Origin of the sequence: Bradyrhizobium tropiciagri (assembly GCF_001189845.1) — a bacterium.
Taxonomy (GTDB): domain Bacteria; phylum Pseudomonadota; class Alphaproteobacteria; order Rhizobiales; family Xanthobacteraceae; genus Bradyrhizobium; species Bradyrhizobium tropiciagri.
Window position 1 is genome coordinate 35685 of the sequence record NZ_LFLZ01000022.1, and the last position, 17564, is coordinate 53248.

12 protein-coding genes and 2 pseudogenes are annotated in these 17564 nt (G+C 64.5%); 7 read left to right on the forward strand and 7 right to left on the reverse strand.

What is annotated here, in order from left to right; all coding sequences use genetic code 11:
* The first annotated feature begins 12 nt into the window (after positions 1-12).
* From AKN84_RS18935 to AKN84_RS18945, 3 genes and pseudogenes are all read left to right on the forward strand, one after another.
* Positions 13-1475, forward strand: a pseudogene (locus AKN84_RS18935) (TadA family conjugal transfer-associated ATPase).
* A gap of 11 nt (positions 1476-1486) precedes the next feature.
* The gene (locus AKN84_RS18940; protein WP_050422180.1) at positions 1487-2464 is read left to right on the forward strand and encodes a type II secretion system F family protein; all 978 of its coding nucleotides are present in this window, start codon (positions 1487-1489) and stop codon (positions 2462-2464) included.
* A 9-nt stretch (positions 2465-2473) separates the two neighbouring features.
* Complete coding sequence (locus AKN84_RS18945) at positions 2474-3448, forward strand: type II secretion system F family protein (protein ID WP_050422181.1); 975 nt, start codon at positions 2474-2476, stop codon at positions 3446-3448.
* A 120-nt stretch (positions 3449-3568) separates the two neighbouring features.
* Here the strand turns inward: AKN84_RS18945 and AKN84_RS18950 are convergent, their stop codons facing one another.
* Positions 3569-4366, reverse strand: coding sequence for a tetratricopeptide repeat protein (locus AKN84_RS18950; RefSeq protein ID WP_050422182.1), 798 nt, complete (start codon positions 4364-4366; stop codon positions 3569-3571).
* A 208-nt stretch (positions 4367-4574) separates the two neighbouring features.
* On the opposite strand from AKN84_RS18950, the pseudogene AKN84_RS18955 reads away from it, so the two are divergent.
* Together AKN84_RS18955 and AKN84_RS18960 are read left to right on the forward strand one after the other, a co-directional pair.
* Positions 4575-5953: pseudogene (locus AKN84_RS18955) on the forward strand (leucyl aminopeptidase family protein).
* Complete coding sequence (locus AKN84_RS18960) at positions 5946-6788, forward strand: C40 family peptidase (RefSeq protein ID WP_050422183.1); 843 nt, start codon at positions 5946-5948, stop codon at positions 6786-6788. Before AKN84_RS18955 ends, AKN84_RS18960 begins: the two are co-directional and overlap by 8 nt.
* Before the next feature lie 316 nt (positions 6789-7104).
* On the opposite strand, the gene AKN84_RS18965 is transcribed toward AKN84_RS18960, so the two are convergent.
* The 6 genes from AKN84_RS18965 to AKN84_RS18990 all read right to left on the reverse strand — a co-directional run bounded on the left by AKN84_RS18965 (position 7105) and on the right by AKN84_RS18990 (position 15597).
* Positions 7105-8730 (reverse strand): ABC transporter ATP-binding protein, encoded by a 1626-nt coding sequence (locus AKN84_RS18965; protein ID WP_050422184.1) that lies wholly within the window; start codon positions 8728-8730, stop codon positions 7105-7107.
* 3 nt (positions 8731-8733) lie between these two features.
* The gene (locus tag AKN84_RS18970) at positions 8734-9918 is read right to left on the reverse strand and encodes an ABC transporter permease (RefSeq protein WP_050422185.1); all 1185 of its coding nucleotides are present in this window, start codon (positions 9916-9918) and stop codon (positions 8734-8736) included.
* Positions 9918-11027, reverse strand: coding sequence for a microcin C ABC transporter permease YejB (locus AKN84_RS18975; RefSeq protein ID WP_050422186.1), 1110 nt, complete (start codon positions 11025-11027; stop codon positions 9918-9920). The genes AKN84_RS18970 and AKN84_RS18975 overlap by 1 nt, the downstream gene beginning before the upstream one ends.
* Positions 11024-12901: an extracellular solute-binding protein gene (locus tag AKN84_RS18980; RefSeq protein ID WP_128970983.1), complete on the reverse strand. Its 1878-nt coding sequence runs from the start codon at positions 12899-12901 to the stop codon at positions 11024-11026. The genes AKN84_RS18975 and AKN84_RS18980 overlap by 4 nt, the downstream gene beginning before the upstream one ends.
* Before the next feature lie 17 nt (positions 12902-12918).
* Positions 12919-14820, reverse strand: coding sequence for an extracellular solute-binding protein (locus tag AKN84_RS18985; RefSeq protein WP_050422187.1), 1902 nt, complete (start codon positions 14818-14820; stop codon positions 12919-12921).
* Positions 14821-15048: 228 nt separating this feature from the next.
* Entirely contained in the window at positions 15049-15597 is a 549-nt protein-coding gene (locus AKN84_RS18990; RefSeq protein WP_050422188.1) for a c-type cytochrome, read from the reverse strand.
* Positions 15598-15797: 200 nt separating this feature from the next.
* Between AKN84_RS18990 and AKN84_RS18995 the strand changes: the two genes are divergently transcribed.
* Positions 15798-16538, forward strand: coding sequence for a 3-deoxy-manno-octulosonate cytidylyltransferase (locus AKN84_RS18995; protein WP_050422189.1), 741 nt, complete (start codon positions 15798-15800; stop codon positions 16536-16538).
* 21 nt (positions 16539-16559) lie between these two features.
* A complete protein-coding gene (locus AKN84_RS19000) occupies positions 16560-17420 on the forward strand; it encodes a prephenate dehydratase (protein ID WP_050422190.1) in 861 nt (286 codons plus the stop codon).
* Positions 17421-17564: the final 144 nt, after the last annotated feature.

The following is a 17564-nucleotide window of genomic DNA, read 5'->3' on the forward strand; positions in this document are numbered from 1 at the left end:
AGTCAAGACGTCGTGTTTGGTAAGCGTAGCGGAAACGATGGGGATGTGCGGGCACCCAAGCCCGCTTTTCAGACGCCGGAGCCTGCCGGATCGTCGCCGATGGCGCGTGAGTCCGCCGCCCCCACGATATCGTCGCCGCCGCTGGCCCCGGCCAAGCCGTCGCCCGCTCCCGCCGTCGAAGCCCGCCGCTCCGACAATTACTATCAGGTCAAGGCGACGATCTTCGGCGCCCTGATCGAGGCGATCGACCTTGCCCAGCTCGCCAAGCTGGATAGCGAGTCGGCGCGCGAGGAAATCCGCGACATCGTCAACGAGATCATCGCGATCAAGAACATCGTGATGTCGATCGCCGAGCAGGAAGAGCTGCTCGACGACATCTGCAACGACGTGCTCGGCTACGGACCGCTCGAACCCCTGCTGTCGCGCGACGACATCGCCGACATCATGGTCAACGGCGCGGGCACGGTGTTCATCGAAGTCGCCGGCAAGATCCAGCGCACCGGCATCCGCTTTCGCGACAACCAGCAGCTTCTCAACATCTGCCAGCGCATCGTCAGCCAGGTTGGCCGGCGCGTCGACGAATCCTCGCCGATCTGCGACGCCCGCCTCGCCGACGGCTCGCGCGTCAACGCCATCGTGCCGCCGCTGGCGATCGACGGGCCCGCGCTCACCATCCGCAAATTCAAGAAGGACAAGCTGACGCTGGAGCAGCTCGTCAAGTTCGGCGCCATCACGCCGGAAGGGGCGACCATCCTGCAGATCATCGGCCGTGTCCGCTGCAACGTGATCATCTCGGGCGGTACCGGCTCGGGCAAGACCACGCTGCTGAATTGCCTGACCAACTATATCGAGCACGACGAACGCATCATCACCTGCGAAGACGCCGCCGAACTTCAGCTGCAGCAGCCGCATGTGGTGCGGCTGGAAACCCGGCCGCCGAACATCGAAGGCGAGGGCCAGGTCACGATGCGCGAGCTGGTCCGCAACTGCCTGCGTATGCGTCCCGAGCGCATCATCGTCGGCGAAGTCCGCGGACCCGAAGCGTTCGACCTGTTGCAGGCGATGAACACCGGCCACGACGGCTCGATGGGCACGCTGCATGCCAACAATCCCCGCGAAGCGCTGTCACGCTGCGAATCCATGATCACCATGGGCGGCTTCTCGCTTCCCTCACGCACCATTCGCGAGATGATCTGCGCCTCGGTCGACATCATCGTGCAGGCCGCGCGCCTGCGCGACGGTTCGCGCCGCATCACCACATCACCGAGGTGATGGGGATGGAAGGCGACACCATCATCACTCAGGACATCTTCCTCTACGACGTGGTCGGGGAAGACGCCAACGGCAAGATCATCGGCAAGCACCGCTCGACCGGCATCGGCCGGCCGCGCTTCTGGGAGCGGGCGCGCTACTACAATGAAGAGAAGCGGCTTGCGGCGGCGCTGGACGCCTCCGACTCGCCGGCGCCGGTCTAGGGGAGCGCAGGATGCAGACGCAAACGCTCGCTCTGGCCTTCCTCGCCGCCACCACCGTGGGCGGCATCGCCTGGGTCTTCCTGTACCCGTACCTCTCGGGGGAGAAGAAGGCCGAGTCGCGCCGCGCATCGGTGGCGCGCAACGAGCAGTCGACGACGCGCGGCAGTGAGCGCACGCAGCGCTCCCGCCGCGAGCAGGTCGAGGGATCGCTGAAGGAACTCGAGGCGCGGCGGCAGAAGGACAAGAAGGTCCCGCTCGGCGTCCGCATCTCGCAGGCCGGGCTGGAGTGGTCCGAGCAGAAATTCTGGATGATCTCCGGCGGCCTCGGCCTGTTCGGGTTCGGCGTGGCCTTCATGGTCGGCGGAGGACTGCTCGGTGCGGCCGGCATCGGCTTCGCCATGGGTCTCGGCGCACCGCGCTGGCTGCTCGGCTTCTTGAAGAAGCGGCGGGAGAAGGCGTTCCTGAAGGCGCTGCCCGACGCCGTCGACGTCATCGTGCGCGGCATCAAGGCCGGCCTGCCGCTGTTCGAATCGCTCAAGGCGGTCGTCAACGACGCACCTGAGCCGCTGCGCAGCGAGTTCCTCGCGATCATCGAGACCCAGGCGATTGGCATGCCGCTCGGCGAGGCCTGCGCCCGGCTCTACGAACGCATGCCGCTGCCGGAGGCGAACTTCTTCGGCATCGTGATCGCGATCCAGCAGAAATCCGGCGGCAATTTGTCGGAAGCGCTCGGCAATTTGTCGCGGGTGTTGCGCGACCGCAAGAAGATGGCCGAGAAGATCCAGGCGATGTCGATGGAAGCGAAGGCCTCCGCCGCCATCATCGGCTCGCTGCCGCCGATCGTGATGATCCTCGTGTTCCTCACGACGCCGGACTACATCGCCCTGCTATGGACGAACCCGATGGGCCAGCTGATGCTGGTTGGCTGCGCGCTCTGGATGACGTGCGGCGTGCTGGTGATGAAGAAGATGATCAACTTCGATTTCTGACGGTGCAGCATGATTGATATTCTGGTTGCCAAGCTTCACGACGTCAGGTTCATGACCATGCTGCTTGCCTTCTTCGCGGCAAGCGCGACGGTCTACACGCTGGTGATGCCGCTGCTCGCCGGCGGCGACCTCAACAAGCGCATGAAGGCCGTCGCCAGCGAGCGCGAACGCCTCCGGCAGCGCGAACGCGAACGCCTGGCCAAGTCGGAAAAGGTGACGCTGCGCCAGACGCCGCGGCAGGCCGTCTCCAAGATGGTGGATGACCTGAACCTCACCAAATGGCTGGCTCAGGAAGCGGCGATCGAGAAGCTCGTGATGGCCGGCTATCGCGGCCACGCGCCGTATGTCTACTTCCTGGCAGCACGCGCGGTCACGCCGATCCTGATGCTGATCGGCGCAATCATCTACACGTTCTTCATCGCCGGCGCGACCTGGTCGCTGACACTCAAGATCGGCATTTGCGTCGGCGCGGCCTATGCCGGCCTGCAGGCGCCGATGCTGTTCCTGAAGAATGCGATCTCCAAGCGCCAGCTCCAGATCAAGCGCGCTTTCCCTGATTCGCTCGACCTGCTGCTGATCTGCATCGAGTCGGGCATGTCGGTCGAGGTCGCGTTCCGCAAGGTCGCCAACGAGATCGCCGGACAGTCGATCGCGCTGTCGGAGGAGTTCGCGCTGACGACCGCGGAATTGTCCTACCTGCAGGACCGCAAGTCCGCCTACGAGAACCTTGCGCGCCGCACCGGCCTCGAAGGCGTGAAGTCGGTCTGCATGGCCTTGCAGCAATCCGAACGCTACGGCACGCCGCTCGGCCAGAGCCTGCGCGTGATGGCGCAGGAAAACCGCGACATGCGCATGAACGAGGCCGAGAAGAAGGCCGCGGCGCTGCCACCCAAGCTGACCGTGCCGATGATCCTGTTCTTCCTGCCCTGCCTGTTCATCGTGATCCTCGGGCCGTCCTACATCAAGATCGCCACGATGCACTGAGCTGCACAGCAGCGTCTACGAAGAGCGCCCGGCAATGCCGGGCGCTTTCTTTTGTGAGCACATGAGCACGATGCTTCGCGAGCTGAGAGCTTCGCTATCAAGCGCAATAGGCGTGGAGCGCTAGTCGTCCTTGGCGACGACAGGCGCAGCGCGCGATGCGGTCCGCGGCCCGTCCTTGCTGTTCAGCATATCGCGGAGATAGGCGACGTTGGCCGCCGCCTCTTCCGCCGGCAGGTCGGCCTTGACGATGGTTTCAGCCTCGGCGAAGCGGCCCTGCAGGCCGACGACCAGCGCAAGGTTCTGCCGGATGCGGGTGTCGGCGCGGGCGCTGGCATAGGCCTGGCGCAGCGTGTCTTCCGCCTTCGGCAATTCCTTGGTCAACATGTAGGACAGGCCGAGATTGGACAGCACCGACGGCTCGTCCGGCGCCAGCCGCAGCGCGCTGGCGTAATAGCGCCGCGCTTCCTCGTGCCGGTTCAACTTGTCGAGCGTGGTGCCCTGCACCGACAGGATCCGCCAGTCCGGATTGTCCGGACTGTGCGCGCGGCTCAACACGTCGAATGCGGCCTGCGAATTGCCGTTGTCGGCGAGCGCGCGGCCATAGGCAGCGAGCAGCGGCTTGCTGCCGGGGCTGGCGAGCGTGGCCTGCTCCAGCACGGCGCAGGCCTGCGAGCGCTGCCCGGTCATGCGCAGCGCCTGACCGTAGGCGATCGCCGCGTCGACATCCTTGGGGTTCTTGCGATAGCGCTCGCCATAGAGCTCGACGGCTCGACGCGGATCGTCGGGCGTGGGATCCGGCCGCGACGCGATCGATCCGGTCACGTCGGACATCGTCTGGCAGCCGCCAAGCCCTGCGGCCAACAGCGCCACAAAGGCTGCGGAAGCGAGATGCCGGGTCAAATTGGACTGTCGACGCATGGCACTGTGACTCACGAAATCGGGCGAATGGATCCAACTGAGCGTGCCAGCAATAGACTGTTAACCCTAACGTCTGGTTAACTGGCGCGGTCAGGGATCGGCGCGCCCGGTTCCAATGCCGCAGGTCACGTCAACCGCGGGCGCGCTACCATCCGCCATGAAAGGCGTGTAGTAGCCAACCAACGACGCCAGAACAGCCGAGAGCCGCATGCCATCCGTGTTCGAGACCGCACCCACGACCGCCGTCACGCCGATCACTTTCGTTACAAGGGCGACATGGGATGCGATCCGCAGCGAATTGCCGGCGCCGGCGCGCCAGTTCGCCGAGGCCAATGGCTTTGAGGCCAAGCCCGGCAAATCCCTTGCCTTGCCGGCGGCTGACGGCGGCATCGCGCAGGTGCTGTTCGGCCTCGAGGATTCCGATCACAAGGCGCGCGATCCGTTCCGGCCCGGCGCCCTTCCAGGCCTGCTGCCGCCGGGCGTCTACCGCTTTGCCAATGCGCCGCAGGACACGCGGCTTGCCGCGCTCGCCTTCGCGCTCGGCTGCTACCGTTTCGGCCGCTATCGCAAGAACAAGGCCCCCGAGGTTCGCCTGGTGCCGCCCGATGGCGTCGACGCACCGAGATCGCGCGGATCGCGGATGCCGCGGCGTTGGCGCGCGATCTCATCAACACGCCGTCCAACGACATGGGCCCGGCCGAGCTCGCCGAGGTGGCGCGCGATCTCGCAAGCCGGTTCGGCGCGACTTTCAATTGCATCGATGGCGACGAGCTCGCGCAGAACTTCCCGCTGATCCACGCCGTCGGCATGGCCTCGACGCGCGCGCCGCGGCTGATCGATCTCAGCTGGGGCGATCCGGCCCATCCAAAGGTGACGCTGGTCGGCAAGGGCGTCTGCTTCGACACCGGCGGGCTCGATCTCAAGCCGTCGAGCGGCATGCTGATCATGAAGAAGGACATGGGCGGCGCCGCCAACGTGCTGGCGCTGGCACAGATGGTGATGGACGCGAAGCTGAAGGTGCGGCTGCGCGTGCTGATCCCGGCGGTCGAGAACGCGGTTGCCGGCAACGCGTTCCGCCCGCTCGACATCTTCAAGTCGCGCAAGGGCATCACCGTCGAGATCGGCAACACCGACGCCGAGGGGCGGCTGGTGCTCGCCGACGCGCTGGCGCTGGCCGACGAGGAGACGCCGGATCTCCTGGTCGATCTCGGCACGCTGACCGGCGCTGCGCGCGTGGCGCTGGGCCCCGATTTGCCGCCATTCTACACCAATGACGAGGCGCTCGCCGCTGACGTCGCAGCTCACGCAAAGGACGAGAACGACCCGTTGTGGCGGATGCCGCTATGGCCGGCCTACGATGCCTGGCTCGACTCCAAGACCGCTGACATCACCAACGCGCCGTCAGGCGGCTTCGCGGGCTCGATCACCTGCGCGCTGTTCCTGCAGCGCTTCGTCGAGCACGCCAGGAGCTGGCTGCATGTCGACATCTACGGCTGGACGCCATCGGCAAAGCCCGGCCGCCCCGAGGGCGGCGAGTGCCAGGCCGCGCGCGCGATCTACAAATTGCTGAGCCAGCGTTATGGATGATCCCCGCCTCACTCCCGCCCGCGACGACGCCGCCGCGAAATATCTCGAGGGCAAGGTCAAGGCTGCGCGCTTCGTCGAAGGCGAGACCTTCGAGGTCGTTGACGCCATCGCGCCGCTGCGGCGGACGCCGGCGGCCGATGCCGAACAGATGACGCAGGCGCTAAGAGGCGAGCGCGTCACGGTGTATGACCGCAACGGCGAAGGCTGGGCCTGGGGTCAGCTCGCCGATGACGGATATGTCGGCTGGATTCCCGGGGCCGCGCTGGCCAAGCCCGGCGCCGCAGCCACCCACAAGGTGACGGCCCTGCGCACGCTGGCGTTCCCGGGACCGTCGATCAAGCTGCCGCCGGTCGAGGCGCTGGCGATGGGGAGCAAGCTCGCAATCGTCCATGAGGACGGCGCCTTCGCGGTGACCCGCGACGGTTGGCATCTGCCGCATCAGCATCTCGCGCCGCTCGACGCGATGGCGCAGGACTTCGTCGCCATCGCCGAGCAATTCGTCGGCACGCCCTATCTGTGGGGCGGCAAGTCCAGTCTCGGCATCGACTGCTCCGGCCTGGTGCAGATCGCGCTGACCGCCGCCGGTACCGGCTGCCCGCGCGACAGCGACATGCAGCAGGAAGGGCTCGGCCGCGAATTGACTACAGCGGAATCCAGGCATCTGCAGCGCGGCGACCTGATCTTCTGGAAGGGCCATGTCGCAATTGCGCGCGATGCGACCACGATCGTGCACGCCAACGCGCATCACATGGCTACCGCGGTGGAGAACACGCAGGCTGCGATCGCGCGGATCAAGGCCGCCGGCAGCGAGGTGCTGGCGATCAAGCGGCTTTAAGCAAGATCCATCCCCGTCATCCTGAGGAGCGCGAAGCGCGTCTCGAAGGATCGACGGCCCCAACCGGGCCACGCATCCTTCGAGGCTCGCTTCGCTCGCACCTCAGGACGACGTGGACGAGAACCGAGACGTTGTAGGATGGGTAGAGCGCAGCGAAACCCATCAAGCTCCAACCGCGCGGCGAAGTGATGGGTTTCGCTTCGCTCTACCCATCCTACTGATCTGTCATTCCCGGGTGCGCAATTGCGCACCTGAGGGCGACGCGTGGCGTCGAGCCCGGAACCCATCGGGCCGCGCGCCCCGGAATGACACCGGATTACGTCGCCACCGTCCCGTCGCCGGCCGCTTCGATGCGGAACGCGGCGGCGAACAGCGCGCGGGTGTAGTCGCTCTTCGGATTCTTGAACAGCTCGGAGGCCGGCCCCTCCTCCTCGACCTTGCCGGATTTCATCACGATCAAATGGCTCGCCAGCGAGGCGACCACGCGCAGATCGTGCGAGATGAACATGTAGGTGAGGTCGCGCTTGCGCTGCAAATCGCGCAACAGGTCGACCATCTGGGCCTGCAGCAGCATGTCGAGCGCTGAGGTCGGTTCGTCCAGCACCACGAAGTTCGGCTCCAGCACGACCGCGCGCGCGATCGAGATGCGCTGGCGTTGGCCGCCGGAGAATTCGTGCGGATAACGGAAGCGCCAGTCGGGATCGAGCCCGACATCCTTCAATGCCTTGATCACCCGCGCCTCGCGCTCCTCGCGCGACAGCTGCTCCTGATGCACTTCGAGCCCCTCGGCGATGATGTCGGCGACCGACATGCGCGGGCTGAGCGAGCCGAACGGGTCCTGGAACACGATCTGCATGTCGCGGCGGAATGGCCGCATCTGCTTGAAGCGCAGGCCCTGGATGTCCTTGCCGAGGAACACGATCGGACCATCGGACGAGATCAGCCGGAGCAGCGCCAGCCCAAGCGTGGTCTTGCCGGAGCCGGATTCGCCGACCACGCCGAGCGTCTCGCCCTTGCGCACCGCGAGGCTGACGCCATCGACCGCCTTGATATGGCCGACGGTCGAGCGCAGCAGCCCGCGCTTGATCGGAAACCAGACCTTGAGATTGTCGGCCGACATCACGACCTCGGCGCCTGGCTGCGGCGGCGCCGGATCGGGCTTCGGCTCGGCCGCCAGCAGCGCCTTGGTGTAGGCGTGCTTCGGCGCGGTGAAGACCTGCTCGACCGGGCCCTGCTCGACGATCTTGCCGTTGTTCATCACGCAGACCGTGTCGGCGATGCGACGGACGATGCCGAGGTCGTGGGTGATGAACAGCAGGCTCATGCCGAGCCGGGCGCGGATCTCAGCGAGCAGCGCCAGGATCTGCGCCTGCACGGTGACGTCGAGCGCCGTGGTCGGCTCGTCCGCGATCAACAGATCGGGCTCGTTGGCGAGCGCCATCGCGATCATCACGCGCTGGCGCTGGCCGCCGGACAATTGGTGCGGATAACTCTTGAGCCGCGTCTCCGGCTCGGGGATGCCGACCTGGCCGAGCAATTCCAGCGTCCGCGCCCGCGCCGCCGCACCGCTGACGCCCCGATGCAGCGACAGGATCTCGCCGATCTGGGTCTCGATGGTCTGGAGCGGATTGAGCGAGGTCATCGGCTCCTGGAAGATGATCGAGATGTCGTTGCCGCGGACCTCGCGCATCTCCTGATCGGATGCGGCCAGGAGATCGCGGCCGCGGAACCGGATCGCGCCAGAAGGATGCGAGGCCGTCGGATAGGGCAGCAGCTTCAACACCGACAGCGCGCTGACGGATTTTCCCGAACCGGATTCACCGACCAGCGCGACGCATTCGCCGCGCTTGATCGAAAACGAGATGCCGTCCACCGCAACCGAACGGCCGAAGGCGACCGAGAGGTCGCTGACATCGAGCAAAGGCTGGTTGGTCGCGTCCATCCGTCAGCCCTTCGAGAACGTCTTGCGCGGATCGAAGGCGTCGCGCGCGGCTTCGCCGATGAAGATCAGCAGCGACAGCATGATCGCGACCGAGAAGAAGCCGGTGAGGCCGAGCCACGGCGCCTGCACATTGGCCTTGCCCTGCGACAGCAATTCACCGAGCGAGGGCGAGCCGGGCGGCAAGCCGAAGCCGAGGAAATCCAGCGCCGTCAGCGTCATCACCGAGGACGAGACGATGAAGGGCAGGAACGTCATGGTCGCGACCATCGCGTTCGGCAGCAAATGGCGGAACATGATCTTGCCGTTGGAGACGCCGAGCGCGCGCGCCGCCTGGATATACTCGAAATTGCGGCCGCGCAGGAATTCGGCGCGCACCAGGCCGACCAGCGAAACCCACGAGAACAGCAGGAGGATGCCGAGCAGGATGAAGAAGCCCGGCGGCAACACCGCCGAGATGATCAATAGCAGGTAGAGCGAGGGGATCGCGGTCCAGATCTCGATCAGCCGCTGGAAGATCAAATCGGTCCAGCCGCCGAAATAGCCCTGCACGCCGCCGGCGGCGATGCCGATGATCGAGGACAGGATGGTCAACGTCAGGCCGAACAGCACCGAGATGCGGAAGCCGTAGATCAGCCGCGCAACGACGTCGCGGCCCTGATCGTCGGTGCCGAGCCAATTGTATTCGAGGTCGCGGCAGCCGGTCAGCCCCTTCCGCTTCACCACGTCCGCGCACTGCTTCTCGGTCAAGAGCCAGGTCGGCTTCGACGGCACCGCCGTCGGCGGGTCGAGGTTGCGGCTGTCATAGGAATAACGGATCGGCGGCCAGATCATGCTGCCGCCCTTGGCGGCGATCTGCTTCTGCAAGTAGGGATCGCGATAATCGGCCGCGGTCTCGAAATCGCCGCCGAAGGTGGTCTCGGCATAGGTGAAGATCACCGGCCAGTACAGACGACCGTCGTATTTGACGAGCAGCGGCTTGTCGTTGGCAATGAAATTGGCGAACAGCGACGCCACGAACAGGAAGAGGAATATCCAGAACGACCAGTAGCCGCGGCGATTCGCCTTGAAGTTCTGCCAGCGCCGCCTGTTCAGCGGCGACGGCGAAAAGCCGTGGCGCGTGGCGGGCACGGCCTCGCCGAGCGGCGATTGCGTCGAGGTCTCGACCGGCTGGGGCGCGAGCAGCGTCATCAGACCTCCCGCGCCTCGAAGTCGATCCGCGGATCGATCCACATATAAGCGAGATCGGACAGCAAATTGACCACCAGTCCGACCAGCGAGAAGATGAACAGCGTTCCGAACACCACCGGATAGTCGCGGTTCAATACGCTTTCGAAGCCGAGAAGGCCGAGCCCGTCGAGCGAGAAGATGGTCTCGATCAGCAGCGAGCCCGAGAAGAACGCGTGGATGAACGCGCCCGGGAAGCCGGCGATCACGATCAGCATGGCGTTGCGGAAGACGTGGCCGTAGAGCACCTGACGCTCGCTGCAGCCCTTGGCGCGCGCGGTCATCACATATTGCTTGCGGATCTCGTCGAGGAACGAGTTCTTGGTCAGCAGGGTCATGGTGGCGAAGGCACCGAGCGCCATCGACACCAGCGGCAATGTCAGATGCCAGAAATAGTCGATGATCTTCCAGTACCAGGGGAATTGCGACCAGCCGTCCGAAGTCAGGCCGCGCAGCGGGAAGATATTGAGGAACGAGCCGCCGGCGAACAGCACGATCAAGAGGATCGCGAACAGGAAGCCCGGGATCGCAAAGCCGACGATGATCACCGCCGAGGTCCAGGTGTCGAACCGCGAACCGTCCTGCACCGCCTTGCGGATGCCGAGCGGGATCGAGATCAGATAGGTTAGGAGCGTCATCCAGATGCCGAGCGACATCGAGACCGGCAGCTTTTCCTTGATCAGCTGGATCACGCTGACGCTGCGGAAATAGCTGTTGCCGAAGTCGAACCGCGCGAAATTCCAGACCATCAGGGCGAAGCGCTCGGGCGCCGGCTTGTCGAAGCCGAATTGCACCTCGAGCTTCTTGATGAAGTCAGGATCGAGGCCTTGCGCACCGCGGTATTTCGAGTTGATGGCCGCGCCGGCGCCCGCGCCCTGACCGCGCTGTGCACCGAAATCGCCGCCGCCACCCGACACGCGCGAGGTGCCGCCGGTATCGGCGCCGTTGATCTGCGCGATGACGCGCTCGACCGGACCGCCCGGAGCAAACTGCACGACCACGAAGGACACGAACAGGATGCCGAGCAGCGTCGGCAGCATCAGCAGGATACGTCGGGCGATATAGGCGCTCATCGGCTACTTCGCCTGCTCGAGCTTGGCGCCTTGGCCGCATCGTACCACCAATTCTCCGGCGCGCCGACGCCCTGGGTATATTTCGCCAGCTTGTCCGTGTGACCGAACTGATCCCAATAGGCGATCGGATGCGTGTTGCGGTACCACTGCGGCACCCAGTAACGACCGGCACGGAACACGCGGTCGAAGGCGCGACAGGCGACCGTCAGCTCATGGCGGCTGTTCGCGCCGATGATCTTCTCGATCAACGCATCGATCGCCGGGTTGGAGATGCCTGCGAGATTATAGGAGCCCTTGGTCTTCGCCGCCTGCGAAGAGAAGAACGGCCGCATGCTGTCGCCGGGCGTCGCCGAGAAGCTGAAGCGCTGCATGGTCATATCGAAATCGAAATCTTCCACCCGGGCGCGGTACTGCACCGCGTCGACCAGGCGGAACGTCGCCTCGATGCCGAGCGTTCCGAGATTCTTGATGTAAGGCCCATGGTGCGGCTGCAACGAGGGCTCGTCGTTGAGGAATTCGATGGTGATGGGCTCGCCGTTCGGCAGCACCCGCTTGCCTTCCTTGACGACACAGCTGGCCTCGTTGAGCAGTTGCACCGCCTTGCGCAGCAAAGCGCGGTCCTGGCCGGAGCCGTCGGACACCGGCGGCACGAACGGCAGGCCGAACACCTCATCGGGTATCTGGCCGCGGAACGGCTCGAGCAACGCAAGCTCCTCCGGCGAGGGCGGCCCCTCCGCGACCATGTCCGAGTTCTGGAACGGCGAGACGGTGCGCGCATACGCATCGTACATGATGGTCTTGTTGGTCCACTCGAAGTCGAAGGCGCAGATCAGCGCCTCGCGCACGCGCGGATCCTTGAACTTGTCGCGGCGCAGGTTGATGAACCAGCCCTGCGCGCCTGAAGGGGTGTCGTCGGGCAGCGTCTCGCGCTTGACCCGGCCATCCTTCACCGCGGGAAAATCGTAGCGTGTCGCCCAGACGCGCGCGGTGAACTCCTCGCGGAACAGATAGCTCTTCGAGGTGAAGCCCTCGAAAGCCACATCGCGGTCGCGATAGAATTCGTAGCGCACCGTATCGAAATTGTAGCTGCCGCGGTTGACCGGAAGGTCGGCGCCCCACCAATCCTTGACGCGGTCGTATTCGACGTAGCGGTTGACCTCGAAGCGGCCGACCTTGTACGGCCCCGAGCCGAGCGGCGCATCGAGCGTCGAGTCCTCGAACGACCGCGTCGCGTAATAGGCCTTGGAGAAGATCGGCAGGCTCGCGACAAAGAGCGGCACGTCGCGCGCGCGCCCCGCCGCGAAGGTCACCACCACGGTCGCGTCATCGGGCGCCTCGGCCTTGACGAAGTCGCGCAGCTGCACCTGGATCAGCGGGTGACCTTTTTCCTTCAGCGTGGTGAGCGAGAAGGCGACGTCCTGCGCGGTCAGCCTCACACCGTCATGGAAGCGCGCCTCGGGACGCATGGTGAAGCGGTAGACCAGCTTGTCCGGCGAGATCTGCACCGACTTCGCGGCAAAGCCGTACATCGCGTCGGGCTCGTCATTGGCGCGCGACATCAGCGTCGCGAACGTCATGTCCATGCCCTGCGCGCCTTCGCCCTTCAGGACATAGGCGTTCAGCGAGTTGAAGGTGTAGTAGGACTGGTTATAGGCCCGCACCCACGGGATCACCGAGAAGGCGCCGCCCTTCGGCGCTTTCGGATTGACGTAGTCGAAGATCTGGAAATCCGCGGGATATTTCAGGTCGCCGAACACCGACATGCCGTGCATCTCGGTTCCGTTGTCGGCAGCCGCCGGTGCGACACGCAAGCCTGCAGCACTCAACGCACCGATGCCGAAGCCGAGTGCGTGCCGACGGGAGAATAGCGCCATGCGCGAATCCTTCGATCTTATGAACGCTTGAGCTTGGCCGCCTTGTCGGCGTCGAACCACCAAATCGCAGGGAATCCTGAGAGGCCGTATTTGGGCAATTCTGCCGGACGGCCGAAGCGATCCCAACGTGCCGTGCGCAGCTTCGGATAATTCCACTGCGGAATGACGTAATGGTTCCACAACAACACGCGGTCGAGCGCCTTTGTCGCGGCAACGAGATCTTCGCGATCGGTCGCAAAAACCACCCGCTCTATCAATTTGTCGATCACCGGATTCTTGATGCCCGCAATATTGCGTGATCCGGCTGTGTCCGCAGCTTTCGATCCCCAGTATTCGCGCTGCTCGTTCCCAGGCGACAGGGATTCTCCCCAGGACCCGATGACGATGTCGAAATCCCAGCTGCGAAGCCGGTTCTCGTACTGGATCGGATCAATCGTGCGTACGGTGATCGAAAATCCGAGCCGCTCGAGTGCTGGCTTGTAAGCCAGCATGATCCGTTCGAAATTCGGATCCTCACTCAGCAACTCGATCGAGAACGGCTCTCCACTCTTGGCATCCACGAGCTTCCGGTCGCGCACTTCGTAGCCTGCCTCCTTGAGCAGGCGTGAGGCTTCGCGGAGGTTGTCGCGGACAGCCTCGGGGTTTCCGCCGACCGGGTTGGTATAGACCGTTGTGAAAACTTCGGCCGGCACCTGATCGCGCATGGATTCAAGGATTGCGAGTTCCTTGCCCTGCGGCAGCCCGGTCGCCATCAACTCGTCCGCGCCATCGAAATAGCTGATGATGCGCTTGTACTGGCCGAAGAACAGCAGCTTGTTGACCTCTTCGAAGTCGAACGCAAAGTTCAGAGCTCGGCGAACACGCGGATCCTTGAATTTGGTGCGGCGCTGATTCGGGACAAAGGCTTGCATGACGCCCGAACTGCGGTTCGGAAACTCCTCCAACACCACGCGCTTGTCGGTGACAGCCGGAAAATTATAGGCGGTCGCCCATGCCTTCGCGCTGTTCTCCAGGCGCCAGTCGATCTGATCGCCCTTGAATGCCTCGATCGCAACCGTCGGATCCCTGAAATACTCGTAGCGCAACTCGTCGAAATTGTTGCGCCCAACATTGATCGCGAGGTCGCGCCCCCAATAGTCCTTGACGCGCTCAAGCACGATCGATCTTCCAGCGACGAATTCCTTGACGCGATAGGCGCCCGACCCAAGCGGCTTCTCGAGCGTCGTTCCGGAAACATCACGCTTGCGGCCTTCGCTATCGGTGCTTTCCCACCAGTGTTTGGGCAGGATTGTCAGTTCACCCACGATCTGCGGAAGTTCCCGGTTGCCCGGCATGTCGAACACGAACTTCACGTCGCGATCACCGATCTTCTCCGCCCGGACCACATGGCTGTAGTAGGCTGAATACATCGGATGATGTTTCTTGAACGCCTCAAGCGAGAAGATCACGTCATCCACGGTAACGGGCGCGCCGTCGTGCCATTTGGCCTGTGGGCGAAGACGATAGATGACGTACGAGAAATCGTCGGGATAACTTGCGGCCTCCGCGAGCCCCCCGTATTGGGTTGATACTTCGTCGAGTGACGGCGTCATCAGGGGTTCGTAGACCAGCGCGACCGCGCCCGCGATCGAGCCCTTCACGCCCGAAACCACCACGTTGAAATTATCAAAGGTGCCGATCGCAATCTGGCGAACGCTGCCGCCCTTGGGCGCATCCGGATTGACGTAGTCAAACCGCTTGAAGTCGGCCGGGTATTTGACATTGCCGAACAGCGACAAGGCATGCCGCCATTTTAGCCCGTTCGGAGCGTCATCCGCGAATGCCGGAGTGACCGCTCCGGTGCCGGGGCCGAAACCGAGCGCCGACGCCATTGCCGCCATTGCGCTGCCCTGAAGGAGGTGTCGTCGGGTGATAGCCAAATTCGGAATTCCTGTTGCTGACCCCGCCTAGATGGACCTCAATATACGGCAACGGTTCGACGATTTACGTTGCTTTTTCCTAATGATGGCCGGTCTGGAACCGATCCGCTGCGGCGAAACGTCTCGATAGCAAATCCGGCAACACCAAACGAGAGCGACCGTTCCCCATGCGAAAACGGCCAGGCATTGCCTGGCCGTTTCATCCACCTGCTTGCGCGAAGCAATTCGTTACTTCGAGGCGGTCGGGAGCGGAGCCGGATGCTCCGAGTTCGAATTCAGATAGGCGATGATGTCGGCGCGTTCGCTATCCTTCGGCACGCCCGCGAAGCCCATCGCGGTGCCGGGGACGAAGCCCTTCGGGTTGGTCAGGAACTTGTTGAGGTCGTCAAACGACCAATCGCCGCCCTTGCCCTTCATCGCGGCCGAGAAATTGAAGCCGCGGCCCTCGCCCTTCTTCTCGCCGACGATACCGTAGAGGTTCGGACCAACGCGGTTGGGGCCGCCCTTCTCGAAGGTGTGGCAGGCCTGGCACTTCTTGGCGGCCGCCGCGCCCTTCTCGACCGAGGCGGTCTGCAGCAGCTTCTCGATCGGCTCGGAGGCGGCCGCAGCGGCCTCACCGCCACCGCCATGGGACTCTTCCTTCACGGCGATCTCAAAACCCGGCTTCTCCGGCATCTTGGCCGAGAACACCGATCCGGCGGTAAAGCTCATCACCAGGACGACGATGCAGGTGCCGAGAACCGCACCGAGGATTTTGTTGAGTTCGAAGGAGTCCATTTTGGGTCAGGCTCCGGGCCTTGAATGTCGACTTCAGGCCGGGAATACGGCCGCGGGGAAAGACCCGGGAATCGACCTTTCGTGCCTCCCCCCAGGCAGGGTTGAGATATCGGTTTGCCCGCGCTCTGGCAACCCGTATAAACGCGCCGAATTCAACCTCCTCCCGGCAATTTCCGCAGCCCGGACGGGCCCCGACACGAATGACGCAATCCCGTACCTTGGTGCTGATTCCGGCCCGCATGGCCGCCACCCGACTGCCCGGCAAGCCGCTGCTCGATATCGCGGGCGCGCCGATGATCGTCCATGTGCTGCGGCGGGCCGAGGCGGCCGGGATCGGCCGGGTCGCGGTCGCCACCGACTCGGCCGAGATCGCAGCCGCGGTGACGGCTGCCGGCGGCGAGGTGGTGATGACCCGCCCCGACCATCCCTCCGGCTCGGACCGGATCCATGAAGCGATGATGACCCTCGACCCGGACGGCCGCGCCGAGATCGTGGTCAATCTGCAGGGCGATTTCCCGACCATCACGCCCGAGACCATCCGTAGCGTGATGCCGGCGCTCGACGATCCCGCGGTCGACATCTCGACCCTGGCCTCGCAGATTCATACCGAGGATGAGGATCGGGCCCCCAGCGTGGTCAAGGCAGTCGGCTCGCCGATTGGCCCGAACCGGCTGCGCGCGCTGTATTTCACCCGCGCCACGGCGCCCAACGGCGACGGGCCGCGCTACCACCATATCGGCCTCTACGCCTACCGCCGGGCCGCGCTGGAGCGGTTCGTGAAGCTGCCGCCCTCGCCGCTGGAGCAGCAGGAGAAGCTCGAGCAACTGCGCGCGCTGGAGGCCGGGATGCGGATCGACATCACCATCGTCGGCACCGTCCCGCGCGGCGTCGACACCCCGGCGGACCTCGAAACCGCCCGGCGGATACTTTCCAAAGCCTAACCGGCTGGTAAAAGGCCACCCATGACCAAGAAGCTGAAAATCGCATTCCAGGGCGAGCCTGGCGCCAATTCCCACATCGCGATCGTCGAGGCCTATCCCGACGCTGAGCCGATGCCCTGCCCGACCTTCGAGGACGCGCTGGCCGCGATTTCCTCCGGCGAGGCCGATCTCGGCATGATCCCGATCGAGAACTCGGTCGCCGGCCGCGTCGCCGACATCCATCATCTTTTGCCCGCCTCGGGCCTGTTCATCGTCGGCGAATGGTTCTTGCCGATCCGCCACCAGCTGATGGCAATCAAGGGCGTCAAGCTCGCCGACATCAAGAGCGTCGAGAGCCACGTCCAGGCGCTCGGCCAGTGCCGGCGCACGATCCGCAGGCTCGGCATCAAGCCGATCGTCGCCGGCGACACCGCCGGTAGCGCCCGCGACGTCTCCGAACGCGGCGACAAGACCGTGGCGGCGATCGCCTCCCGCCTCGCCGCCGATATCTACGGCCTCAACATTCTTGCCGAGGACATCGAGGACGAGACCCACAACACCACCCGCTTCGTGGTGCTGGCGCGCGAGGAAAAATGGGCCGCGCAGGGCTCGGGCGCGCTGGTCACCAGCTTTGTGTTCCGGGTGCGCAATCTGCCGGCCGCGCTCTACAAGGCGCTCGGCGGCTTCGCCACCAATGGCGTCAACATGACCAAGCTCGAAAGCTACATGGTCGACGGCAATTTCTTCGCCACGCAATTCTACGCCGATGTCGACGGCCATCCCGACGACCGCGGGCTCGCCTTTGCGCTCGAGGAATTGAAGTTCTTCTCGCGCGAATTCCGCATCCTCGGCGTCTATCCCGGCAATCCGTTCCGCGCGACCTTCAGAGAAACGCAGGACTGAGGCGCGGGCGAAGTCCTTCCGTACGTCGTCCCGGCGCAGGCCGGGACCCATAACCACCGGCTTGGGTTGTAGGGAGGGACAGCGGCCCCAGCGAAGCGCAACAACTTTGATTCGTGGTTATGGGTCCCGGCTTTCGCCGGGACG